Source organism: Wolbachia endosymbiont of Laodelphax striatellus, from assembly GCF_007115015.1.
Classification (GTDB): domain Bacteria; phylum Pseudomonadota; class Alphaproteobacteria; order Rickettsiales; family Anaplasmataceae; genus Wolbachia.
In genome coordinates, this window is sequence record NZ_MUIX01000001.1 from 485,375 (window position 1) to 508,073 (window position 22,699).

Consider the following 22,699-nt stretch of genomic DNA (forward strand, 5'->3'; position numbering starts at 1 on the left):
TTTATATTACTATAAATCTACTACCAAGGGCTGATTTGCATTAGGAAACAAAACACTGTGTATAGCAGATAGCATATCTACTTGCTGCTCTAAATGGTCGTGTTCAGCTTCTACATTAGAGTACCAAATATTATTTTCTCCAGCATATACAGACAAAGAACCATCATTTTCCACTGCTTTATTATTTTGCAATACTATATTAAAAATTTCTTTCTGTTTTAAAGCATCGAACCAATCTTCAACTGTCGTATAGAAAAACTCACCCGTTCCACTTTCTGGACATACTTCTGGATAAATCTTCAGTACATCATGGGAAAGTGGTGGGGAAAAATAGCTCTTGAATGAGTAGCTGGGAGAATTGTAGTTATTGTGCAGAGCGATAACGTGATCTTGGCCAGGAAGTAAAAAATCTAAAATTCTTTCTGCAAAGTTTCTAACAGCTCTCAAAGCATCTTCTGAAACACTGCCAAACTCTCTTAAGCTAGCTTCTGCACCTACATCATCAAACATGCGATTGGGATCGAATTCATACCGCTCACCATTTAAGTAAGATTCTACATTACGCGGAGTACCATTACCATGAGTAATGTATAGCATTCTTCCACCAAACTGCTGGAGTATATGCTCACCAGCCCCTTTTGAAGTTACTTCATTTTGATGCACATTAATAAAATTGATCCCACTTGTATCGCTACTTTTAATAAAAAGCTTAACCGTGGTATCACCCAACGCTAGATCATATTCTTTAGTGTCGGTGTTTGACATTCCGCTGCTATCAATAATCAAAGCAAAAAATAGTACAAATTTTACTTTATGTTAGTTATAAGCTTTTATTTTTAAATTTTTTGCTGTCAACATTAATGATTCATCAAAGAAGCTATTAATATCACCAATACTATCTATATTTTTCACACTGATAGATTGGTCAATTCTTTTAACTAAATTGGATAGAACTTTATTAGGCCCAATTTCAACGAATTTATTAGTGCCACGGCTTATCATATGTAAAATCATTTCTCTCCACCTCACTCTGCTTATGACTTGCTTAGCGAGCAAAGCTCTTATGATCTCTGGATCACTTTCTTCCTTAGCTGTAACGTTTGATACAAAAGCAATCGAAGGGCGAGTTATGTTGATGCTTTTTAAAAATTCCAGAAGTTTTTCATCAGCAGGCTTCATAAAAGATGAGTGAAAAGGCCCACTAACTTGTAATTTTATCATTTTCTTGACACTTGAGTTTTTGAATAAATCAGGTAAGACCTCAAGAGACTCTGCAGTACCACTCACCACTACCTGCCCACCACCATTATCGTTTGCAATTTCACAATCAATTTGAGCTGATTTTAATATACCTTCTACTTCACTTATTTCTGCTCCAAGTAGAGCAAACATTCCACCTTTGCATTTTAGTGAAGCTTCATGCATTGCTTCGCTACGAACTTTTAGCAATTTGACTGCAGACTCAAGCGTCAATGCCCCTGCAGCACACAGCGCTGTATACTCGCCAACTGAATGCCCACAAACATACTGAACGCTGTAAAGAGATTCACCAAATACGTGCTTCATAACACGTAGCGTTGCAATTGACACTGCCATTATAGCTGGCTGAGCGTTTTCCGTGATGGTTAATTTCTCAATAGGGCCATTGAAAATCAAATGAGACAGCTTTCTACCCAATATGTCATCTACTTCATCAAATACGTTCCTTGCAACTGAAAATTCATCATATAAGCTCTTTCCCATTCCTACAAATTGGGAGCCCTGACCAGGAAAAGCAAAAATCATAAAAATTTTTCATTCTTCATTGAGAATACTACTTTATTTATTTTTTGTCAATATTTCACAATAATGATTGACCAAATGAACCAGATTCACTACAATCTTAGCTGGTAAGAAATTTGTAAGAACAATGGCAGAAATCGATTATCACAAAGTTACTATAGTTATGACAGATGGTCAAGAGTTTGAAACTTATTCCACTTATGGAAAAGAAGGTCAAAGAATAAAGCTTGATAGAGATCCTCTTACTCATCCTGCATGGACTGGAAGTTTGACAAGCGGTTCAGGGGAGAAGGATAGTAAAATAGCTAAGTTTAATGATAAATACGGGAGTCTTTTTTAGTTCCTCCCCTCTTTATTTAACATGTATAAATATAAAAATGTAGGCTATATTGCTTCTTCGCTACCCAAGTCTCAGGAAGTATCTAAACTACTGCAGAAACTCAATTTTATCAATATAGCAGAAGCAGGTAAACATGAAGTTGATCTGCTGATAGTTGTTGGTGGCGATGGTTTTATGCTACGCACCCTACACAACTACATCATAGGAAATAAAGATATACATGTGTATGGAATAAATACCGGTAACGTCGGATTTTTGATGAATAAATGCTTTGAAGATCTAATTGATCATATAGAACATGCAGTTCCTACTCAGCTAACTTTACTAAAAATGGAAGCCACAGACATAAGTGGCAAAAAACACCATTACATCGCAGTAAATGAAGTGTATGTCTTTAGAAATGCAAATCAAATAGTGGAGATGAATATTACCATTAATAATAAGCTAAAAGTAGAAAAATTCAGAGGAGATGGAATTATATTGTCTACCCCAACAGGTAGCACTGCATATAACTTCTCTGCCGGTGGGCCAATCTTACCACTTAATTCAAATTTACTTGCACTGACTTCCATTAATAGCTACTACCCAAGGCGTTGGAATGGAGCGCTAATCTCAAATGATACAATAGTGCAAATTGATATCAATGATGTGAAAAATCGTCCAGCACTTGTAGTATCAGATTACAAGGAATTTCACGACATATCGCAGGTAAAAATACAGAAAGATCACGAAAATACAGTCACTCTACTTTTTGACAAAGATTGCCCTTTGAATGAAAGGATCTTTGATCAGCAGTTCTTATACTAATATTTATTCTTAAATTAGTATTCACTATATCTTAATAACTATAGTGTAATCAACATAACATTGTAATTAATTTTGGAGCGAATATGCCTGAATCAGGAAATAAAGATAACGTCACACTGGTTTCTCATACAACGGTGAGTGAAAATAGTGCAGCAACTCAACCAACACCAGCACCTAGAAACACAGCGTTACAAACAAATTCGGCTAGCGAATCAAGTTCTGATGAAGAAAGGCAAGAAGAATCGAATGGTGCAAATACAGAACCTATTTATGCATCCATAGATCCAAATACAAAATCTCCAAAAAAGAGTTCAGGTAGTGTATCAGTTAGCAGATCACCTTCTCCTCCACCATCATATCAAACAGATGGCTCTGAAAAATCTTTGCTTGGAGATAATAAAAAGACAAACAGATTTTTACAGAAAGTAAAATATACGATGCAAAAGAAGAAAGTTACAATGCCTTTCGTAGGTCTTATTACGGCATGTTGTATTACGTCAATCGTTTTAGCTGTGAAGCAAAGAGAATTCATTGGATTCATCGGCAGCATAAATCCTGTTACTATATTTGTCGGAGTATTAGCGTCTTGTTTAGCCCTGGGAATTATGTGGGAATTTATGCAAGCAGTACGTACTAAGGAGCACAAGATCACAAAAAGAGATACTCAAGAAGTTTTAGATGAGATATCAAATACACTTTCAAAAGACGAGGAATGCATCAAATCTTTGGTATTAAAATATAGCAACGGTAATCGTGTTTACTTTACGTTTCACTCTCTTCCAGAAAAAGCAAAAAGTAATCCGAACATCGTAGAACTTACAGGCCAGCCAATCTATTACAAGAGTAAAGTAAATTCATTAATCAATGATAGAATATGGCTTCCTATCTTAGGAACAGTTCTTATTACTGGAAACATAACCTTCCCTTTAGCACTTTATTCAACAGGTGGTTTGAGCAACATAGTAAGTTCATACACAAATCCTACTATTTACTGGCCAATCGTTGCAATTTCAGGCACTCTACTGCTTTTCACTTTAGCTTGCACAATTCATCATTGGAGCAAAACTGATTTTAAAGATTACTTGTTATTAGATACAAAAGATGCTAGTAGTGGAAAGCCCAATGAAACAGCTATTAGAACTATCAAAAAGAGTGAAGAAAAGATTAGTTCAAAATTGTTACAAGTAGTTGCTGAACGATGTGGCCATCCAGATATTACTTATATTATTAATTAAATCTGGCTCGTACTTCTTTTTATCGCTATTCCAGTACTGTAACTGCAACGTTTTGAAGATTTACACTTGCTAAGACCTTGCTATTTTGATAGCTTGAGATGATGACAAGGAAGGGGTTTGTTTATGAAAAAAGGTTTAATATTTATATCTTTAGTAGCGGCTTTATTGATAGTCGTTAATTTTTTATATAAAAATAGCGGAATTGATGATTCACAAGTAGTAAACGTTTATTCATCTCGTAAAGAAGAATTAGTACATAGTTTGTTTGATGATTTTACAAAAACCACTGGCATCAAGGTACGTTATATCATTGACGATTATTCCCAATTGCTTTCACGCATGGAAAATGGTGGTGAAGCTGATTTGTTTTTAACTGCAGATGCAGTGAATTTGATTTTAGCCAAAAAAAGAGGGCTCTTATCTCAAGTGGATTCAGAGACTCTAAAAAATGCCATACCTGCAAAATTTAGAGATAATGAAGATTATTGGTTTGGTCTCACAAAAAGAGCTAGAATATTGGTTTACAATAAAGAATCAGTAGATCCTAAGGAATTAAGTACCTATGAAGATTTAGCGAATGAAAAATGGAAAGGGAAAATATTAGTACGCTCTTCCACAAGTCCATATAACCGATCATTGATCGCTTTTATGATTGCAAAAAATGGTTTTGAAAAAACAAAAGAATGGGTGAGTGGAATTGTAAGCAACATGGCAAGAAAACCAAGCGGTGGTGATACAGATCAAATTTATGCTGTAGCCGCTGGTGAAGGCAATGTTGCAATAGTAAACAGCTACTACTTTGCAAGAATCCTTTCATCAGAAAATAAAAAGAATATCACAGAAAAGTTAGGAGCTTTCTTTCCGAGTGATGGTGTAATGGTGAATATTAGTGGTGCAGCAGTAACAAAAAACGCAAAACACAGAGAAAATGCCATAGCTTTATTGGAGTTTTTTGTAAGCAAACAGGCTCAAGAGCTATATGCTAAAAAAAATCAAGAATATCCTATTGTTGAAGGTATTGAAACTTCTGATGTGTTAAAATCTTGGGGAAATTACCTACAAAGTACTCTGCCTATAAGTGAGCTTGAGAAGCATCTCTTTGAGGCTGTTATGATAGCAGATGAATGTAAGTGGAAATAAAATTTTATAGCTTCCTTCTACTTTACTTTAGAGTTGTGTAATTGAAATTAAGAAAGTAGAATAAGCTCAAAAAAGGAGCTATGGACAAGAGAAGGAATTTATTAAATATCTCAGACCTCACAATCGGTGATGTAGAAAATATAACTAAATTAGCCAATCAATACCTTGAAGAAAAAGTTGAAAATAGTCATGTTCTGAAAAATAAAATAGTCATAAACCTATTCTTTGAAGATTCAACACGTACGCTCGCATCTTTTGAAATAGCAGCAAAAAGCCTTGGAGCAAATGTTATAACTTTACCAATAAAATCTTCTTCTATTAACAAAGGGGAAGATCTAAAAGATATGATAAAAACACTAAATGCAATGAATCCTGACTATATGATAATCAGGCATAAAAGTAGTGGTATTATTAATACATTGGCAAAGCATGTCAACTGCTCGCTAATCAACGCAGGCGATGGAAGCAGTGAACATCCAACTCAAGCTCTTGCAGATTATCTTGTAATTATCAATCATAAAAAGCAAATAAAAAACCTCAAAATTGTTATATGTGGAGATATCTTGCACAGTAGAGTTGCAAGATCAAATATAAGATTGCTGAAAATGTTTGGAGCAAAAATAAGCTTAGTTGCACCACCAGCTTTGATGTGTAAACATTTTTCTGAAGTAGATTCACTTCACTACTCACTAACTGAAGGTATAAAGGATGCTGACGTAATTATGCTTTTAAGATTGCAAAAAGAGCGCATGAATAATAATTATTCAGAAAAAGAATATTTTCACTTGTATGGACTTGATGCACAAAAACTATCGCACGCAAAACCCGATGCAATTGTTATGCACCCAGGACCAATAAATAGAGGTATCGAAATTAGCAATGATATAGCAGATTGTGTTATTTTACAGCAAGTAAAGTTTGGATTAGCAACGCGTAAGGCAGTACTGCACTATTTAATAAATGTTTAACTTTAATTAATTTTAAGGAATTTTAGACATAATGATCCTCCTATAAAAAACGATTTAGAAAAATATAACACACCTCATGACAGAAATTAAGTATGCACTGAAGTAGACTGTGCTATATTTTTTTATTGAGAGATTAGTTGAAAAGTCTGCAGACTTGAATAAGGCGAATTTCGAGCTCTAAAATACCCTCATTTTCACTAATAATAATCAAACTACAAAATGTGTCAAGTAATTTTTGCACTTAATTTAGCAAATATTTATTTGCTAAAAATACTATAAACATAAAATGATAGATGTCATAAAAGTAGCCAGTACTGGCATCCAGTTAAATTTGTGAGTTAAAAGTTATGCTAAAATATAACGTTTCTAATGATGATGGAAAATGGATCCCAGTGTCAGCTACTTAGATGACATTGTTTAGTACGCAAATTACCACAATGTTCATACAGCTGTATACTGATTTCTTTAATGTCCGTACAGTTGTATGTCAGCTACTCAAATGACAATTTCAAATAAAACCTAGATAAAAGAGAAAAATAAATTTTTACATAATCATACTTGTACAATAACTAAAGCACTTTTTACTGTAGATTAATCATTTGATTATAGTATCATTTTAATTAAGCCTATATTTGCAATGTTTATGAAATATAAAGCATTCTTCATACTATTAATTGTTATATCTAACCTGCTTGCTGCAGAACAGCCTGAAGAAAATAAAAATGAAAGCAGTATAAATCAAGAAGACGTATCGAAAAGCAACACTGATGCTGAAAAAACTTCTCCGCTTCTGAGCGAACTCAAAGAAATCACAGACCCAACAAATGTAATCAATGAAGAAGTACCTTCAAGTAATCAAACAAACCTACAGTCTGAAGAGGAGACTAATATAAAAGATACCAAAGCTCTAACAAGTCCTTTATCAGAAGAAAAAAAAGAAGAACCTGAAGAGAAGAAAATCAGTCACAATAATCAAACAAACCTACAGCCTGAAGAGGAGATTAGCAAAAAAGACACCGAACTTTCAACAAGCCAATTAACAGAGAAAAAGAAAGAAGAACAGCCTGACAATATAACACCTGTGAACAAAAAAAATGAAAAAAGCGAAAAATGGACAAAGCTAAACAAAGAAATAAAAAAACATAAAAGCAAGTCTATATATAAAAGACAATATGATAGCCTAAATGAGCACCTTCCTAAAACTATATTTACTGATGATTACAGTAAGCAATTTTTTTACTGCATCAAGAAGGGCAACTTAATTTGTCTAAGAGGAGTAATAAATAAGCTAGAAAAAATTGGATTAACAATTCAAGAAATACTAAGATTTAGAAATAAATTGGGTGATACTCCTCTAATTTATGCAGTGAAACAAGGTCAAATAGACACAGTTCGCTTTCTCTTATTACAAGGTGCTGATCCTAGAGTAGTTGATAATAATTTTAAGTCCCCTATCGACATAGCAATTGAGAAAAAGAAGATCGATATAATAAATGCAATTGCTGAAATGATGCCATACCTTTTAGAGGATAAAGAAATAAACAATGAAGAAGACTCAGAGATGTATAACTTTGCTATAAAAACAAAAGAAAGTACCTGCGATGCAAAAGATAATTAGACTTTTGATATTAATTTTAGTTGGTCATTTATGCTATGGAGATGATGCAATCAATGATTTTTTAAGTGCTCTGCACGATGTAAAATACATATCTTACAATACAAAAGATTTTGCTAAATTTTTAGTACAGTGTAATAAAGCCAGCATACCACAAGATTTTAAGAAAGGTTTTGGTCCTAATTTAAATGGTGCTAATTTTAGTCAATTGTATTTAAGCAAATCTATTTTTGATGGAGTAAGTTTAATTGGTGCCGATTTTTCTAACACCGATTTATCAGATGTGTCTTTTATCGATGTTGATTTGCGTGGTGCCAATTTTTCCAATGCTAATTTACATGGCGTTAAAATAAAAGGCACAAATTTAAGTTTTTCAAAATTTGCTTCTACAAATTTAACAGATATCATATTTGATCAGTCTAATATCAGTTATGCTGATTTTATCAATTCTAATCTCAACAAAGTAAGTATGCGTAATATAATTGGTTTGCATACCAAGTTTTTGAATGTAAAAATGAATTTCTCCAATTTATCAAACTCAAGTGCAAGCTACATCAATTTTAGTGATAGTGAAATAAATGACACTGTTATGCAGAAAAATAATTTCGACAACGCAAGTTTCTTTGGAGTGGATGCACATAAGCTCAAGGTACAATTTTCTTCATTAAAAAATGCTAACATATATGGTGCAGAAATAAAAAAATCGGATTTTACAGGTAGCAATCTTTCAAACGCCTATTTTAATTCTTCCATTATAGTCAACAGTAATTTCGAAAAAGCCAATTTAAGCAATTCACAAATTTCCTATGTGAAAGGGGATAATTCAAACTTCATTAAATCTATACTAAATGGTTCCAAGATAAAACATGCATATGTTTTCGAATCAGACCTTCAGGATGCTGACTTATCTAATATTGATTTTAGTTTTAGTGAATTGTATAAAGTTAACACCTATGATGCTAACATTTGTCACGGAAAGTTTCATAATACTAAAGTTGTGAATTCTGACATGAATGGTTCGTTCTTTGACCATTCATTGTTTACCTCTGCAAAAATAGAAGATTCAGATCTTTCCACAACTTCAATGTATAAGACAAAAATTCAAGACTCTCAAATTTATAATAGTACTCTTTCCCACTATAATATGGATTCGAGTGAGATAGAAAATTCAATATTCTTCAAATTATTAGCTGATAATTCGAGCTGGTCTAAGTCAAAAGTCACTAATTCAAACTTTATTGAAAGTGATTTCAAATCCTCCGTGTTTTATGATAATGCCTTTAGAAAGACTAGTTTTTTTCTTAGCAATTTGAGTAATTCAACAGTGAGTGATGTCTCTTTCCTCTCTTCAAGCATATATAAAAGTTCAATTGCTGATATTCATTTAACAGATTGCAAATTTGATAATTCAATTTTGATTGACAATCAGGGACAGAGCAAAATTACAGATCTAGAGAGTGCTATAACTTCAATTAAAGATCTGCAAGAGAAAATATCGCAGGGCAAAAAATTTGATGTAAATTATTCTTACTTTGAGTTTAAGGATATGAATTTAGAAAATGCTAATTTTTCTAATTCAATATTAAGTAGAGCAAAGTTTGTAAACGTTAATTTGAATAAGGCAAATCTTGAAAAAGCCGATTTACGTTATACTGTCTTTGATAATTCCTCTCTTATTGATGCCAATTTATCAAATTCTAATTTAGAGGGCTCTAGTCTTTTAAACTTTGATTCAAAAAATACAAAGTCTTAAAAAAGCTCTATAATGTACTTGTTAAATAAAGAAAAATGACCGTAAAAAATGAGGGCATATTACTGATTCTATCCTCTCCTTCTGGAGCTGGAAAAACTACTATATCAGAAAAATTACTTGAGCAATCAACTGATTTAGTTATGTCTGTTTCTATGACTACACGCAAACCTCGTCCCGGTGAAGTAAACGGAAAAGACTATTTTTTCGTTACTGAAGAAAAGTTTCACGAACTATGTAAGGCTGGTCAAATGCTTGAATATGCCAAAGTTTTTGAGAATTTTTACGGTATACCAAAAGATTTTATAGAACAAAACCTGAGCAGTGGAATAAGTGTTTTACTGAATATAGATTGGCAAGGAGCATTTCATTTGTTTGAAATCTTAAGAGAAAAAGTTGTAAGTGTTTTTATACTACCTCCCTCAATGGAAGAGCTTAGACTGCGTCTACAAAGGCGTAATAGTGATGATGAAATTGAAATAGAGCGTAGATTAGCCGAAGCGCAAAAAGAGATAAGTAAAAGTAATAAATATGATTACGTAATAATTAATGATAATCTTGATAAAAGCGTAGAAGAGATAAAATCAATACTAAATAAAGAAAGGATTAAAAAATTAGAAGAAAAACAAAGCCCGAAAGATCTATAAAAATATTTGTTTATCTCTTTTAGCAGCATTCACGCTTCACAGTTTAGCCACATTTATTATTTTTTAAGATAAAATAGTTAAAATAGTAGACAAGTGCTAAAGTGGGGATTTAATTATGACAACAGATTTTCTAATAGAAACTAGCTTTCCACCTATATTTCGATAACATCTAGCTCAATTTAAAAGTCCAATTCAATAGGTTGTTAGTTGAAGCGCTAACGCCAAATAGCTTTAATATTGAGGTTTTTATATGGTTATAGATTCAAGTGTATTAGTTAGTAATGCAAATAAACTAGACAAATGTATAAACAAAAGTAAAAAACAAGATAAAAAAGACAAGCAATTGTATAATATTATAGAGAGAAAGGTAAAAAAAGAAAAACATAAGCATGAAAAACCAAGAAGTCGAGATGGAACACTCAAGGAATGTAAAAGGTTATTTAAGGAAGGCGCTAGTCCTGAAGTATTAACTAAATTAGAAGAATCGCTTAGAGAACAGGAAAAATATCACAGATATTATGTCCAATGTTTCCTTCCAGTGCTAGGTGAAGTAATAGAACGATCGAAAAGAATATCAAATGAAACAAAAAACCAAGTAATTTCTGAAATCACTAAAAGTTGTTTGAGTAGGTACAATGAGCAAGACAGTGGCTACGGTAGCGATTGTGAAGATGAAATGAGCGGAATATCAGATTCTGATAGCGATTTTGAAGATGGAATAAACGGAATATCGGATTCTGATAATGACGTTCAATTACTAAATGCAATCCAAAATGGAAACAACAGGAAATTTAGAAAATACCTAAAAGATTGCACAAATGTCAGTGGCATAACAGATGAAAAAGGAAATAATATTTTACACCTTATTGCATCGCTCAAAAAGAAACAAAAGCTTAAGTTTCTAGATACCTTGATAAAAATAGCTAACGAGAAAAATTTAGCACAACTTGTTGATAGTGAAAATCAAGAAGGAAAGACTCCTTTTCAGGTAGCACTAATTAACAAGATAATAAAAGGGAAACATGATTCTCACACAATCCAAGACAACGATAACACACTTAAGTTTCTTGTAAAATTGTTAAAGTATAGAGCCAAGCTAAGCTTACCTACAGAGGATTTAGAAAAATTATCTAAAAAGCAAAATGAATACTATCTTAAATTTTTAGAAAAATTGGCTGAGCGAAAACCAGAAATAAAAACAAAAGTTGAAGAAGTTATAGCCCATACCATAAATACTCCAGATAGTAATGATAATTATCAATTACATTTAGCAATTAAAAATAAAGATGAGAAATCCTTTAAGGAGTTATTGCAAAAAGGAGCAGATATTAGCCTGAAAGATACAGATGGTAATAATGCTTTACACCATATTGCCTTGCTGAGAGGAAAGCAAAAAGTTACATGCTTGAAATTAATATCAGCCTTAGTAAAAGAAAGAAAAATATCTGAAGATAAATTAGATGAAGCTATAAAAGCAACTAACAGGCAAGGCAATACACCTCTAGAATTAGCACTAAAGAAAAAAGCAGAAAAAAAAAGTATCGAATACCTATCGCAAGAAACAATTTTTGATTTAGCAACTAATTATGATAATACAACAAAGTTTTGTGCAGCATTATTACAAAACGGTGCTAACCCTGATTCTTTATGGTTAGAAGATCCAGAACTCCATACTAAAAAGTACTATTTAACTTTACGAGATCTAAAAGATTGTTCAAGCACTCCACAGAAAGCACAGGAGAAAGCTAAAGAACTAAAAGAGAAGCTTGAGGAAAAATACCACTGTAGAACTGCTTCGAAAAAATGTCAATCAGGCATTAAAAAGCTAGGTTCTGGTGTAAAAAAAGGAGCATCTGCTGTATGGAAATGCATTGATCCGGGCAGGAGAGCTAGTGTATTGTTAGCAATCACAGTAGCAACTACTATTATTACAATGGTAACACTTTCTTGCTTCCAAGGACAAATTGCAATTGGAGCAGCGTTACCCATCATAGCTATAACAGGAGTGGTCTGTCTGATATTCACTTTGGGACTTAGCGACATTAGGAAGTCTATTAAGGAATTAACCAACGATAAGCAAAGCCGTAAAGATGATCACCTAGCTGCAAAACAACCTAAAAATATTACTGAACAACAAAATTTAGCTAACAACTCAGCAGAGCAAGAAGTACAAAGATCGTCAAATCAATCGGAGCATAAAGAAAGCCCAGCTACTCAAATGAGCTATGTATCAATACTACGTCAATTTATAAATAAACCAGATGGGTTAACTAATAAATTCTCTTTTCCGGGGCGATGAAATCAATCTCATCGCTCAGAGTTTTTTCAGCAACTTTTTTATAGTCAATTTCTACACTAACTTGGCTTTTCTCTTCTTTAAGCCATGCTATAGTATGCTTCATCCAGTTTTTATCATCACGTTCAGGGAAATCTTCACGAGCATGAGCACCCCTGCTTTCCTCGCGATTAGCTGCGCATTCCATGGTAATAACTGCTTGTGGAATCATATTGGCAAGCTCCAGTGCTTCAACCAAATCACTATTCCATATCATACTGCGATCTTCAACTGCAATGTTAGGCATCATTTTTGCTACTTCTTTCATAGCTTTTTTACCTTCCTCTAAAACTTCAGCAACACGGAATACCGATGCATATTTCTGCATAGTGTGCTGCATTTCACTTCGTATTTTTGCTACTTTGAACTCTCCAGAAGCAAATCGCATTTTATTAAATCTATCTACTATCAAGTCTGTGCAGTCTGAATGCAATTTTTTATGTGGTGTATCAGGTTTCAATTTTTCTTTTGCTCTCAGCGCTGCAGCTCTACCAAAAACCACAAGATCAAGAAGTGAGTTGGAACCAAGTCGATTTGCACCATGCACAGAAACACATGCTGCTTCTCCTATTGCAAATAATCCTTCTACCACTTCTTCTTTACCTTTTTGCAACGTGATCACTTCCCCATGATAGTTGGTTGGAATACCTCCCATGTTATAGTGAACAGTTGGAATAACAGGTATCGGATCTTTAGTAACATCAACTCCTGCAAAGGTCTTTGCTGTTTCACTAATACCTGGCAATCTGAGCTTTATTACTTCCGGATCAAGATGAGCTATATTCAAGTACATGTGATCTTTCTTTGGCCCAACTCCCCTTCCCTCTCTAATTTCAATTGTCATTGCTCGACTTACTACATCACGAGAAGCCAAATCTTTTGCCTTTGGCGCATAACGTTCCATAAACTTCTCACCCTGAGAATTAACGAGGTACCCACCTTCACCGCGGCATCCTTCCGTCATCAAGCACCCTGAGCCATATATTCCTGTTGGATGAAATTGCACAAATTCCATATCTTCAAGTGGCAACCCAGCTCTCACCACCATGCCATTACCATCACCTGTGCAGGTGTGTGCACTTGTTGCAGAAAAATAAACACGTCCATAACCACCTGTTGCTATTACCACAGAATGTGCACGAAATCTATGCAACGTACCATCACACAGCGACCAAGCTATCACCCCACAGCATGTCCCTTTGTCCATAATCAAATCGATTACAAAATATTCGACAAAAAATTCAGCGTTAAATTTAAGACATTGCTGATATAGAGTATGAAGAATTGCATGCCCAGTTTTATCTGCTGCTGCACAAGTACGCTGAGCCGATTTTCCTTTACCAAAGTGAGTTGTCATTCCACCAAAGGCACGCTGATATATTTTTCCATCTTCCGTACGAGAAAAGGGTACACCAAAATTTTCAAGTTCAATCACAGCTTTGGCAGCATTTTTACACATATACTCTATTGCATCTTGATCGCCAAGCCAGTCTGAACCTTTTATTGTATCATATGCATGCCAGCGCCAGTCATCTTCAGCAATATTACTCAAAGCTGCACTAATTCCCCCTTGCGCTGCAACTGTATGACTTCGTGTAGGGAAAATTTTAGAAATGCAGGCAACTGAAAAATTAGTTGCAGCCATTCCAAGTGTTGCTCTAAGCCCTGCTCCACCTGCACCTACTATTACCACATCATATTCATGTTCTATGATTTCATACGCTGACTTACCCATACTCACTTATTTTATCATCACAGGCTTATAATATCACAGAAGTAGAAAAAATCTATACTAGTTTTCCAAATGTAAGCTTCTGAAATAAATCTATAGTAAACGATGTCATAACAATCATAGGGCGTCATGAAAGTAGCTGACATTGGAATGACACTATCATAAAGGAATAAGTGTAGTTACTTGCATGACATTGATTACTTATGCCTATTCAACTAGATCTAAAATCAGACAGAAAAAGGTAATCTTGATAAAACTCATTTACAACAAGTTCTCTCGCATTTGAATTTTCCGTTTGCACTTTTTTGTATCCTAATTTATGGCTTATTGAATCTTTATATGAACTAACTGCTTTATATATCTTACTTACCTCTCCTGGAAAGATACCACCAACAATTATAACGCATAACCCTGCAACTGTTGCAAAAGCTAGAGTTAAACTTTGCCTCCAGCTAGCTTTTTTTTCTTGTGCGTTAACAGAGCACAATTCACTTGACATTTTTTGGGGATACTCATGCCACATGTGATTGCAGTTTGTACATTTCACTTTTCTTCCAGAGACACCTATTTGCTCATGAGATACTAAGTAGGCTTTAGTACAATTATGACATTGTATTTTCATAGTGCTTACGTATAGAATAGTATAAATTTGATATCAATATGTATATAATAAATGAAAAATTTGCAACTAAAAATCTACAAGGTGAGATAGAAAATATTTGGAAAGATAAAGAAAAACTTAATGACTATAATCTAAAACACGAAGCAAGATTAATAATCAAAGAGGTAATTGAGTTACTTGACAGTGGTAAAATTAGAGTAGCAGAAAAGCTATCAAGTGGAGAATGGATAGTACATAAGTGGATAAAGCAGTCAATATTATTACATTTTCTCACTGAGGAAAGCAAAATAATAGACAACACCAATTGCTGGTTTGACAAAATCGGTAGTAAGTTTAGTGAATGGAATGAAGAAAAATTTTACCAGTCAAAAATTAGAGCAGTCCCTGGGTGTTTTGTCCGCCAATCTGCTTACATAGGTGAAAATGTTGTTCTAATGCCAAGCTTTATCAACGTTGGTGCGTACATTAATTCTGGCACAATGATAGACACTTGGTCAACAGTTGGTAGTTGTGCACAGATAGGAAAAAATTGCCATATTTCAGGTGGAGTGGGAATAGGTGGAGTTCTTGAGCCCATACAAGCTTCTCCAGTTATTATAGAGGATAATTGCTTCATTGGAGCGCGCAGTGAGGTAGCCGAAGGTGTGATAATAAGAGAGGGATCAGTCCTTGGCATGGGGGTATTTATTGGAGGATCAACAAAGATCATTGATAGAGAAACAAGCAAGATATTTTATGGTGAGGTGCCACCTTATTCTGTAGTTATACCAGGATCTACTTCATCTAAAAATAATATCTCAACCTATTGTGCAGTGATAGTAAAAAAGGTGGATGAGAATACGAGATTAAAAACCTCTATAAATGAAATATTAAGAGATTAAACTTATCTCACTACTTGTTATCACTTTTTTTTATCATTATTACTAATTACAGTAACAGCATATGCACATAATTCTGAAAAAGAGACTCCATTTTCTTTAGATAACTTATATAATTTTTGCAGACTTTCTTTGACTTTATTAGGTATGTTTCCTCCACGCTCCTTTGCAAGCCAGGAATCTTGATGGTGAATTGGATGAGTATCACCCTTTGGATCTCCTATGTATATTGCAAAAGGTGAATTTTGCCCTTTGAAATCACACTGTACAGTAAATTTTTTTATAGACTCAACCATTTAAAGACCTCTGCTTTTCTTTTTAACCGATTTTATAGAAGGTACAAGAGGTGGTTTTTTGATAAAATCTTGCCTATTGAAAACACTTTCTTTCCCTTCCAAAGCTCTGCGAACATCAGCCCTGCTCAATTGTGACTCTTTTGCTAACCTCATTCCATGCTTTACCATAATATTAGCATATGCCAGCACTTTTTTTACTAACTCTAGGTCACCATTCAACATTCGAACTAGCACTTGAAATATTTCTGCTAAAGTCAATCCGTCGTCACCTACAACCTTATTTTCTACAAAATTGATAGCTTCTTCAAATTTATATTCAACACCATCACCTTGAGGTATCAGGGTAACATAATCCGTATCTTGATTATTCATAACCAAAGCACTATTACTCATATGCCTTTAAACTTATATTATATATATAAATACTCCACTATTTTATAGTATGGCACACTATAGTTAAACATTTATTAATAATATGCTCACTTATATACACGAATTAATTGATAAAAACCAAGAATCAATATCCATCAGCGATTTTATGAATGCTGCTCTATATCATAAAGAGTATGGTTATTACATGAGTAAATTACCACTTGGCAAAGACGGTGACTTTATTACTGCACCTGAAATTAGTCAATTATTTGGCGAAACAATCGCTGTGTGGATAATGCATACATGGGAAAAATTAGGAAAGCCATCAAAATTCTCTCTAGTTGAACTTGGGCCAGGTAAAGGAACGCTCATTCACGATGTAATAAGAGTCACTAAAAAATATAGCTGTTTTTTTAGCTCAATGGACATTCATCTAGTTGAGATAAGTCCTATTTTACAGAAAATACAAAAGGAAAAATTAAAGGGATTAAATATTAACTGGCACACAGATGTCGACAACTTACCCAATCGGCCAACTATTTTTTTTGCAAATGAGTTATTTGACGCCCTTCCAATTGACCAGTTCGTTTATCGTGATGGACAGTGGTATGAAAACAGAGTGACAAAGCAGGACAATGGCAGTCTTTCGTTGTTACTTCAGTGCTCAGTGCCAATTACTGGAAAAGGAAAACTTTTCAATGGTGCAGTAGTGGAAGTATGCCTAGCCGGAACCGAAATATTAAAGAAACTTGAGAATAAGATAGTCAATAACGGGGGAGCTGCCCTGATTATAGATTATGGTTATGTATATCCTTCATACAAGAGCACTTTACAATCAATAAGACAGCATAAGTATACTAATTTTCTTGAAAATATTGGTAACAGTGATATTACTGCACTTGTAAACTTTCAAGCATTAAAAGATTCATTAAAACATGTAGACTGCGAGACTTTAACTCAAAGAGTATTTTTATACCTTTTTGGTATAAAGGAAAGAGCACAAGCTTTAATGAAAAATGCAAGTAATGAACAGAAGCATAGGATCTTCAGTGAATTTTTAAGGTTAACTGAAAATATGGGTACTCTCTTTAAGGCAATGCTGATCCACCATTTGTAGTCTTGCATGGTTCTTATGTTAAACGTTTTGAATATAAATACTAAAATGTTTACAGAATAAAAAAAGGCAAAAGAAACGTATCTGTGTGGCAAAATAAAGTAGAAGAGAAAAGACAACCATAGAAACAAACGGGTTTTATTTGAGTAACCGACACAGTTCCTTTCATAAAGGTGTCATCCCAGTGCTTAGACAATGGGATCCAGATGGGACAGTAAGTTGGTAAACACTGTACAACGTTTTTGATGACGAAAAGACTGGATGCCAGTGTCAGCTACTTGCATGACATCCTCTTGCTTCTATAGGTGTCTTTATCTCGTCTACTTTATTTTGCCACACAGATACAATGGTTTCACATGCACTTGGTAGGCTATCTATTTTGACAAAGAAGGACTACCAACACCTTCAGCGTTTGCATCACTAAACTTACTTGCTACTTTATCAATAGTCCAAACGAGTGGCGTAACAACGAGCGCAGCAGCCCAAATAACAGCACTAACAACATAACTCAAAACTGTGTTAACAAATTTAGATAATGCCCTACTATGGTCCCATGTCTTACGTGACAACATGGATGAATAATCTATGAACGATTTTGTGTTACGCTTAAGATCAAAACTATCTACTACTTTCGCTAATCCTTTTGCCGGCCAGTATGACAAATACGCCAATGCTAGATATAAAGGTTGCAGAATTACACTAGCTAACGCAAAAGTAGTAGTCTGAATCATAGAAGGATTTTGGTAACTACCAAGAGCTACATTTTTCACTGGCCCAATAACACTGTTGATAAGATCAACAGATTTATAGAAACTATTTTGTGGAACTTTGTTATATCCAACACCTTTGGTAGGAACATTTCCACACTTAGCATATTCCTTAAAATTTTTATATAAACTTGACATATTACCCCTCTAAAAATAAAAACATAATTATCTTACTAATATAGCTTGTTTTAGAATAAATGCAATCACTACCTAACTAAATTATCTGTTGCGCAAAAGCACATATTACCATACCATCGAAAATAAAGAGGTCAGCATGAGTTTTACTTTACCTGAGTTGCCATATGATAAAGCAGCTTTAGAGCCTTATATATCTGTAAAGACATTAGATTTTCATTATGATAAGCACCATAAGGGATATTTAAATAAACTCAACGAACTGGTTGAAAACACAGATTATCAACATATGGAAATTGAGGAATTAGTAACGAAAGTTCATGGAAATAATAATACAGTTCCTATTTTTAACAACGCAGCACAAGTTTGGAATCACACTTTTTATTGGAATTCAATGAAAAAGAATGGTGGTGGTAAGCCTAAAGATGATGGTCTTCTAGCAAAAAAAATTCAAGATGATATTGGTGGCTTTGACAAATTTTGTGAAGAATTTTCAAATTATGGAGTAAGCCAATTTGGTAGTGGATGGGTGTGGTTAGTGCTTGAAAAAGGAAAACTCAAAATCACTAAAACTCCAAATGCGGATCTACCGCTAATTTATGGCCAAGTGCCACTACTTACTATGGATGTATGGGAGCATGCATACTATTTGGATTGCCAAAATCGCAGAATTGACTACATAAAAGTTTTTCTTGATCATTTGATCAATTGGGATTTTGTAGAAGAGAATTTAAAGAAGAATATATAAGATGAATATACCACAAGTAACAAAACTAGATAATGGTCTGCGCATAATAACTGAGCGAGTGCATGAAGTTGATTCCGTAGCTTTAAATATACGAGTTGGTGTTGGCAGTAGAGCTGAAAGTGCAAGTCAAAATGGAATATCTCATTTCCTAGAGCACATGGCTTTCAAAGGAACAAAGACAAGAACTGCTTTTGAAATTGCAAAAGCTTTTGACGACATAGGTGGAGCTTTCAATGCTTGCACCGGTAGAGAAAGTACAAGTTATTACGCAAAGGTTCTTAAAAAAGATATAAAGACTGGCATTGATATATTAATAGATATATTAATGAATTCTACATTTCCAGAGGATGAATTGGAACGCGAAAAGGGTGTTGTAATACAAGAGATTTTTCAAACTAATGATTCACCGAGCGATATCATTTTTGATAAGTATTTTGAAGCAGCTTATAAAGATCAACCATTTGGTAGGTCAATCTTGGGTACGCAAGATACTGTCAAATCTTTTACTCGAGCTAATCTAGATAACTACATAAATGAGCATTACTTTGGCGAGAACATTATATTTGCTGTTGCAGGAAATGTTGAACATGAGGAGGTTGTTCAATTAATCAAAGACTTTCTCTCAAAGATTCATTCAAAAGAGCTGAAAAAAAGCGAGAATGCAAGTTATACCGGTGGTGAGTATTTAGAACATCGTAAATTAGATCAAGTACATTTATTAATTGGTCTACCTAGTGTTTCTCGTGATGATAATAGATATCACACATTCAAAGTTCTTGATGCCATACTGGGAAGTGGCATGTCATCACGCCTGTTTCAGGAAGTAAGAGAAAAGCAGGGGCTTGCTTATTCCATTTACTCATTCAACTCTAGCTATGCTGATACAGGAATGCTTTCGATTTTTGCTGGTACAGATAGCAGTAATCTAGATAAGCTTTTGAAAGCTATAACGACAGAGCTGAAGAAATTATCCACGGATGATCTAAAGGAAGAAGAAGTAAGTAGAGTAAAAGAGCGAGTAAAATCCCAAATTTTAATGTCACGAGAAAGTGTTAGCTCACGTGCTGAAACATTAGGACACTACTACGGTAACTATAATAAATACATCAGTAAAAACGAATTAATAGAAAAAATTAGTGCTGTTACTATTTACGATATAAAAAAAGCAGCAGAAGAATTGCTATCTCAGCATGAGAGAATTACTTTAGCTGCGATTGGAGAAATTAATTCATTACCAAGTTACGATAAAGTGGTTTCTATGCTTAGTGTACTTTAATTATGTTGCTTATGCTCACTAAAAAGTTCAACGAATGGTTGCAAAATCCTTTCTATAAAAAGTTTGCTTTCTGGTTCATCGCGTATATTACTCATCAGTTTATTCAAAATTTTCTCGCTGTTTCGTAAAAATAAATAGCTTTCTACTGCTTGCACACCAGACAAGACAGTCAAAATTCCTCCTATCACTAGACAAGCAGCTATAGCAGGTACGGTACCCACTGCAATTGCAGTTGCGATTAATGATAACCCAGCTAAGAATGTAACGGCTGAAACGCAAAACGCTATTTGATGTTTTTCTTTATTGTTAACCATAAATACCTCACAAAAACTATATTTCTAACATACCAGTGTTGTCATGTATTGTCAAGTTTTTAAAGAAGATTAAAAAATGCAACGCACATGTGCAAAATATGAACTAGGTATATAATTCACAATGCAGCGGTATTTCACTAATCCAATTATTTTTTTCCTGATCTAACCTATCATTCAATATCGCTTCTCTTATTGATACCATCAACTTATTCATGAAGAAAACATTGTGAATGGTAACAAGTGTGTAAGCCAGCAATTCCTTCGCTTTCAGTAGATGGTGTATATAAGCTCTTGAATGTTTCCTACAGGTAAAGCACAAACAATCACTTTCAATTGGGTTATCATCTAGCTCGAATCGTTGATTTCGCAAATTAATATGCTCTTTGCACTTTGAAGAAATAGAATCTCTATTTTTCACTTTAACAAGTGCGCCACCATGTCTTGCAAGGCGAGTTGGGTGCACACAATCAAATGTGTCAACACCAAACTCTACTGCGCGAAAGATGTCTACAATTCCACCAATACCAAGCAAATGAGTAGGCCTATCTTTTTTTAAATGTTGCATAGTAAAGGAAACTACATCATACATCTGCTCTTTACTTTGACCAAGCGATCCACCTATTGCTTGACCAAAAAATGGTAAATCGTTGATAAAATCACAACTTTCTCTACGCAAATCTTGATATATCCCACCTTGGCTAATTCCATACAGCGCCTGTTTGCCATTATTATTTTTTTCAAATTCATTTAAAGAACGTTCAGCCCATCTATGGCTCATGAGCATTGATTTCCGTGTGTACTCCTTGCTGACGTGAAATGGAGTGCATTCATCTAAAACTAGGATTAAATCTGCACCTAATTTTTGTTGAATTTGTATAGACTTCTCAGGAGTTAGACAATAAGTTTTACCATTTATATAAGAACGAAAAATTGCCCCATCTTCATTGATTTTGATCAGAGTTTTTTGTTTCTGTCTTATTCCCTTTATCTCTTCTGAAACTGATCCGTGTCCTAAACTAAATATCTGGTATCCGCCAGAATCAGTTAGCATTGGTCCATTCCATCCCATCATCTTGTGCAAGCCACCAAGCTTTGCCACAGTATCCTCTCCTGGTTGGAGCATTAGGTGATAAGTGTTAGAAAGTATTATCTGAGTACCTGCTTCTCTGATTCTCTCGATATCTGCGGCTTTAATAGCAGCTTTGGTTGCACAAAATATAAATGCTGGTGTCTCTATGTTTCCATTTGGAGTTTTAATAATGCTAACTCTTGCAGAACCTGATTGCTTGGTTATCCTAAACGAGAACTTTTCCATCTATTTGCTTGAAAGTTCTGCTATGATATTTTCCACTTTTTCAGGAGTGAGATTTTCATAAAAATCGTTATTGATCTGTACAACAGGGGCATTAACGCATGCACCAAGACATTCAACTTCCTTTAAAGTAAATAGATTATCTTTAGTAGTTTCACCGATATTGATTCCTAGTTTCTTTTTAAAGGTATTTAACACTTCTTCGCTATTGCACAACCAGCAAGGAGTTGTTCTACAAATTTGTATGAGATATTTACCTACTGGTTTTAAATTATACATGGTATAAAAATTTGCCACTTCATACACGCGAATATGTGGAATATGAAGCATGTCAGCAACGTAGCGCATGGCAGATTCAGGAACCCATCCGCATTGTTCTTGAACCAGGTATAGTAAAGGCATGACGGCACTACCTTCTCTACCTTTAGGATACATCTCTATAGACTTTTTCGCTTTTCTGAGGTTGTCTGATGTAAAACTAAACTGCTCTTCTTTCTCTTTCATCTAATAAAGT

At 34.2% G+C, this 22,699-nt stretch carries 23 protein-coding genes; 13 read left to right on the forward strand and 10 right to left on the reverse strand.

Annotated features, from left to right (window positions below):
- Window positions 1–9: 9 nt before the first annotated feature.
- Both BVG17_RS02270 and fabD read right to left on the reverse strand, forming a co-directional pair.
- Window positions 10–765 (reverse strand): hypothetical protein, encoded by a 756-nt coding sequence (locus tag BVG17_RS02270; protein WP_063630570.1) that lies wholly within the window; start codon window positions 763–765, stop codon window positions 10–12.
- A gap of 51 nt (window positions 766–816) precedes the next feature.
- Complete coding sequence (gene fabD, locus BVG17_RS02275) at window positions 817–1,785, reverse strand: ACP S-malonyltransferase (protein ID WP_063630571.1); 969 nt, start codon at window positions 1,783–1,785, stop codon at window positions 817–819.
- Window positions 1,786–1,909: 124 nt separating this feature from the next.
- Here fabD and rpmE point away from each other — a divergent pair, with 124 nt between their 5' ends.
- From rpmE to BVG17_RS02325, 9 genes are all read left to right on the forward strand, one after another.
- A complete protein-coding gene (gene rpmE, locus BVG17_RS02280) occupies window positions 1,910–2,122 on the forward strand; it encodes a 50S ribosomal protein L31 (protein ID WP_006013575.1) in 213 nt (70 codons plus the stop codon).
- Window positions 2,123–2,143: 21 nt separating this feature from the next.
- Window positions 2,144–2,929 carry an NAD kinase gene (locus BVG17_RS02285; protein ID WP_063630572.1) on the forward strand — a complete coding sequence of 262 codons (786 nt, stop codon included), beginning with the start codon at window positions 2,144–2,146 and terminating at the stop codon, window positions 2,927–2,929.
- 83 nt (window positions 2,930–3,012) lie between these two features.
- Window positions 3,013–4,164 (forward strand): hypothetical protein, encoded by a 1,152-nt coding sequence (locus tag BVG17_RS02290; RefSeq protein ID WP_063630573.1) that lies wholly within the window; start codon window positions 3,013–3,015, stop codon window positions 4,162–4,164.
- Window positions 4,165–4,287: 123 nt separating this feature from the next.
- Complete coding sequence (locus BVG17_RS02295; protein ID WP_007302093.1) at window positions 4,288–5,304, forward strand: Fe(3+) ABC transporter substrate-binding protein; 1,017 nt, start codon at window positions 4,288–4,290, stop codon at window positions 5,302–5,304.
- A gap of 80 nt (window positions 5,305–5,384) precedes the next feature.
- Complete coding sequence (locus BVG17_RS02300; RefSeq protein ID WP_063630574.1) at window positions 5,385–6,272, forward strand: aspartate carbamoyltransferase catalytic subunit; 888 nt, start codon at window positions 5,385–5,387, stop codon at window positions 6,270–6,272.
- Between the two features lie 643 nt (window positions 6,273–6,915).
- Window positions 6,916–7,890, forward strand: a complete 975-nt coding sequence (locus tag BVG17_RS02310) for an ankyrin repeat domain-containing protein (protein WP_029237557.1) — start codon at window positions 6,916–6,918, stop codon at window positions 7,888–7,890.
- Window positions 7,874–9,640 (forward strand): pentapeptide repeat-containing protein, encoded by a 1,767-nt coding sequence (locus tag BVG17_RS02315; protein WP_063630575.1) that lies wholly within the window; start codon window positions 7,874–7,876, stop codon window positions 9,638–9,640. Before BVG17_RS02310 ends, BVG17_RS02315 begins: the two co-directional genes overlap by 17 nt.
- A gap of 35 nt (window positions 9,641–9,675) precedes the next feature.
- Window positions 9,676–10,284 (forward strand): guanylate kinase, encoded by a 609-nt coding sequence (gmk, locus tag BVG17_RS02320; RefSeq protein ID WP_017531841.1) that lies wholly within the window; start codon window positions 9,676–9,678, stop codon window positions 10,282–10,284.
- Window positions 10,285–10,534: 250 nt separating this feature from the next.
- Window positions 10,535–12,583, forward strand: a complete 2,049-nt coding sequence (locus BVG17_RS02325; RefSeq protein WP_063630576.1) for an ankyrin repeat domain-containing protein — start codon at window positions 10,535–10,537, stop codon at window positions 12,581–12,583.
- Here BVG17_RS02325 and sdhA read toward each other — a convergent pair.
- Together sdhA and BVG17_RS02335 are read right to left on the reverse strand one after the other, a co-directional pair.
- On the reverse strand, window positions 12,555–14,354 hold the full coding sequence (sdhA, locus tag BVG17_RS02330) for a succinate dehydrogenase flavoprotein subunit (RefSeq protein WP_063630577.1): 1,800 nt from the start codon (window positions 14,352–14,354) through the stop codon (window positions 12,555–12,557). The two genes, BVG17_RS02325 and sdhA, sit on opposite strands and share 29 nt — an antisense overlap.
- Before the next feature lie 208 nt (window positions 14,355–14,562).
- A complete protein-coding gene (locus tag BVG17_RS02335; protein ID WP_017531844.1) occupies window positions 14,563–14,973 on the reverse strand; it encodes an MJ0042-type zinc finger domain-containing protein in 411 nt (136 codons plus the stop codon).
- Window positions 14,974–15,011: 38 nt separating this feature from the next.
- Between BVG17_RS02335 and dapD the strand changes: the two genes are divergently transcribed.
- Entirely contained in the window at window positions 15,012–15,854 is an 843-nt protein-coding gene (gene dapD, locus BVG17_RS02340; protein ID WP_063630578.1) for a 2,3,4,5-tetrahydropyridine-2,6-dicarboxylate N-succinyltransferase, read from the forward strand.
- 20 nt (window positions 15,855–15,874) lie between these two features.
- Here the strand turns inward: dapD and BVG17_RS02345 are convergent, their stop codons facing one another.
- Window positions 15,875–16,147, reverse strand: coding sequence for a DUF2610 domain-containing protein (locus tag BVG17_RS02345; RefSeq protein ID WP_063630579.1), 273 nt, complete (start codon window positions 16,145–16,147; stop codon window positions 15,875–15,877).
- Window positions 16,148–16,540, reverse strand: a complete 393-nt coding sequence (locus BVG17_RS02350) for a hypothetical protein (RefSeq protein WP_172793443.1) — start codon at window positions 16,538–16,540, stop codon at window positions 16,148–16,150.
- 82 nt (window positions 16,541–16,622) lie between these two features.
- Here BVG17_RS02350 and BVG17_RS02355 point away from each other — a divergent pair, with 82 nt between their 5' ends.
- Complete coding sequence (locus BVG17_RS02355) at window positions 16,623–17,636, forward strand: class I SAM-dependent methyltransferase (RefSeq protein WP_063630580.1); 1,014 nt, start codon at window positions 16,623–16,625, stop codon at window positions 17,634–17,636.
- Between the two features lie 371 nt (window positions 17,637–18,007).
- Here BVG17_RS02355 and BVG17_RS02360 read toward each other — a convergent pair whose 3' ends face one another.
- Entirely contained in the window at window positions 18,008–18,538 is a 531-nt protein-coding gene (locus BVG17_RS02360) for a hypothetical protein (protein ID WP_063630581.1), read from the reverse strand.
- A gap of 136 nt (window positions 18,539–18,674) precedes the next feature.
- Here BVG17_RS02360 and BVG17_RS02365 point away from each other — a divergent pair, with 136 nt between their 5' ends.
- Complete coding sequence (locus BVG17_RS02365; protein WP_063630582.1) at window positions 18,675–19,283, forward strand: superoxide dismutase; 609 nt, start codon at window positions 18,675–18,677, stop codon at window positions 19,281–19,283.
- A gap of 1 nt (window position 19,284) precedes the next feature.
- Window positions 19,285–20,559 (forward strand): M16 family metallopeptidase, encoded by a 1,275-nt coding sequence (locus BVG17_RS02370; RefSeq protein WP_063630583.1) that lies wholly within the window; start codon window positions 19,285–19,287, stop codon window positions 20,557–20,559.
- Here BVG17_RS02370 and BVG17_RS02375 read toward each other — a convergent pair.
- The 3 genes from BVG17_RS02375 to nuoE all read right to left on the reverse strand — a co-directional run bounded on the left by BVG17_RS02375 (window position 20,556) and on the right by nuoE (window position 22,689).
- Entirely contained in the window at window positions 20,556–20,873 is a 318-nt protein-coding gene (locus BVG17_RS02375) for a WD_0736 family protein (protein ID WP_063630584.1), read from the reverse strand. The two genes, BVG17_RS02370 and BVG17_RS02375, sit on opposite strands and share 4 nt — an antisense overlap.
- Window positions 20,874–20,976: 103 nt before the next feature.
- Window positions 20,977–22,188 carry a tRNA guanosine(34) transglycosylase Tgt gene (gene tgt, locus BVG17_RS02380; protein WP_063630585.1) on the reverse strand — a complete coding sequence of 404 codons (1,212 nt, stop codon included), beginning with the start codon at window positions 22,186–22,188 and terminating at the stop codon, window positions 20,977–20,979.
- Complete coding sequence (gene nuoE / locus BVG17_RS02385) at window positions 22,189–22,689, reverse strand: NADH-quinone oxidoreductase subunit NuoE (RefSeq protein ID WP_007302017.1); 501 nt, start codon at window positions 22,687–22,689, stop codon at window positions 22,189–22,191.
- Between the last annotated feature and the right edge of the window lie 10 nt (window positions 22,690–22,699).

Coding starts and splice junctions, on each gene's coding strand:
- BVG17_RS02355 (WP_063630580.1), top strand. CDS start 16,623: ATGCTCACTTATATACACGAATTAATTGATAAAAACCAAGAATCAATA.
- BVG17_RS02270 (WP_063630570.1), bottom strand. CDS start 765: ATGTCAAACACCGACACTAAAGAATATGATCTAGCGTTGGGTGATACC.
- BVG17_RS02300 (WP_063630574.1), top strand. CDS start 5,385: ATGGACAAGAGAAGGAATTTATTAAATATCTCAGACCTCACAATCGGT.
- rpmE (WP_006013575.1), top strand. CDS start 1,910: ATGGCAGAAATCGATTATCACAAAGTTACTATAGTTATGACAGATGGT.
- BVG17_RS02370 (WP_063630583.1), top strand. CDS start 19,285: ATGAATATACCACAAGTAACAAAACTAGATAATGGTCTGCGCATAATA.
- BVG17_RS02285 (WP_063630572.1), top strand. CDS start 2,144: ATGTATAAATATAAAAATGTAGGCTATATTGCTTCTTCGCTACCCAAG.
- BVG17_RS02350 (WP_172793443.1), bottom strand. CDS start 16,540: ATGAGTAATAGTGCTTTGGTTATGAATAATCAAGATACGGATTATGTT.
- dapD (WP_063630578.1), top strand. CDS start 15,012: ATGTATATAATAAATGAAAAATTTGCAACTAAAAATCTACAAGGTGAG.
- gmk (WP_017531841.1), top strand. CDS start 9,676: ATGACCGTAAAAAATGAGGGCATATTACTGATTCTATCCTCTCCTTCT.
- BVG17_RS02290 (WP_063630573.1), top strand. CDS start 3,013: ATGCCTGAATCAGGAAATAAAGATAACGTCACACTGGTTTCTCATACA.
- BVG17_RS02335 (WP_017531844.1), bottom strand. CDS start 14,973: ATGAAAATACAATGTCATAATTGTACTAAAGCCTACTTAGTATCTCAT.
- BVG17_RS02345 (WP_063630579.1), bottom strand. CDS start 16,147: ATGGTTGAGTCTATAAAAAAATTTACTGTACAGTGTGATTTCAAAGGG.
- BVG17_RS02360 (WP_063630581.1), bottom strand. CDS start 18,538: ATGTCAAGTTTATATAAAAATTTTAAGGAATATGCTAAGTGTGGAAAT.
- BVG17_RS02315 (WP_063630575.1), top strand. CDS start 7,874: ATGCAAAAGATAATTAGACTTTTGATATTAATTTTAGTTGGTCATTTA.
- BVG17_RS02295 (WP_007302093.1), top strand. CDS start 4,288: ATGAAAAAAGGTTTAATATTTATATCTTTAGTAGCGGCTTTATTGATA.
- BVG17_RS02375 (WP_063630584.1), bottom strand. CDS start 20,873: ATGGTTAACAATAAAGAAAAACATCAAATAGCGTTTTGCGTTTCAGCC.
- BVG17_RS02310 (WP_029237557.1), top strand. CDS start 6,916: ATGAAATATAAAGCATTCTTCATACTATTAATTGTTATATCTAACCTG.
- nuoE (WP_007302017.1), bottom strand. CDS start 22,689: ATGAAAGAGAAAGAAGAGCAGTTTAGTTTTACATCAGACAACCTCAGA.
- BVG17_RS02325 (WP_063630576.1), top strand. CDS start 10,535: ATGGTTATAGATTCAAGTGTATTAGTTAGTAATGCAAATAAACTAGAC.
- BVG17_RS02365 (WP_063630582.1), top strand. CDS start 18,675: ATGAGTTTTACTTTACCTGAGTTGCCATATGATAAAGCAGCTTTAGAG.
- sdhA (WP_063630577.1), bottom strand. CDS start 14,354: ATGGGTAAGTCAGCGTATGAAATCATAGAACATGAATATGATGTGGTA.
- fabD (WP_063630571.1), bottom strand. CDS start 1,785: ATGATTTTTGCTTTTCCTGGTCAGGGCTCCCAATTTGTAGGAATGGGA.
- tgt (WP_063630585.1), bottom strand. CDS start 22,188: ATGGAAAAGTTCTCGTTTAGGATAACCAAGCAATCAGGTTCTGCAAGA.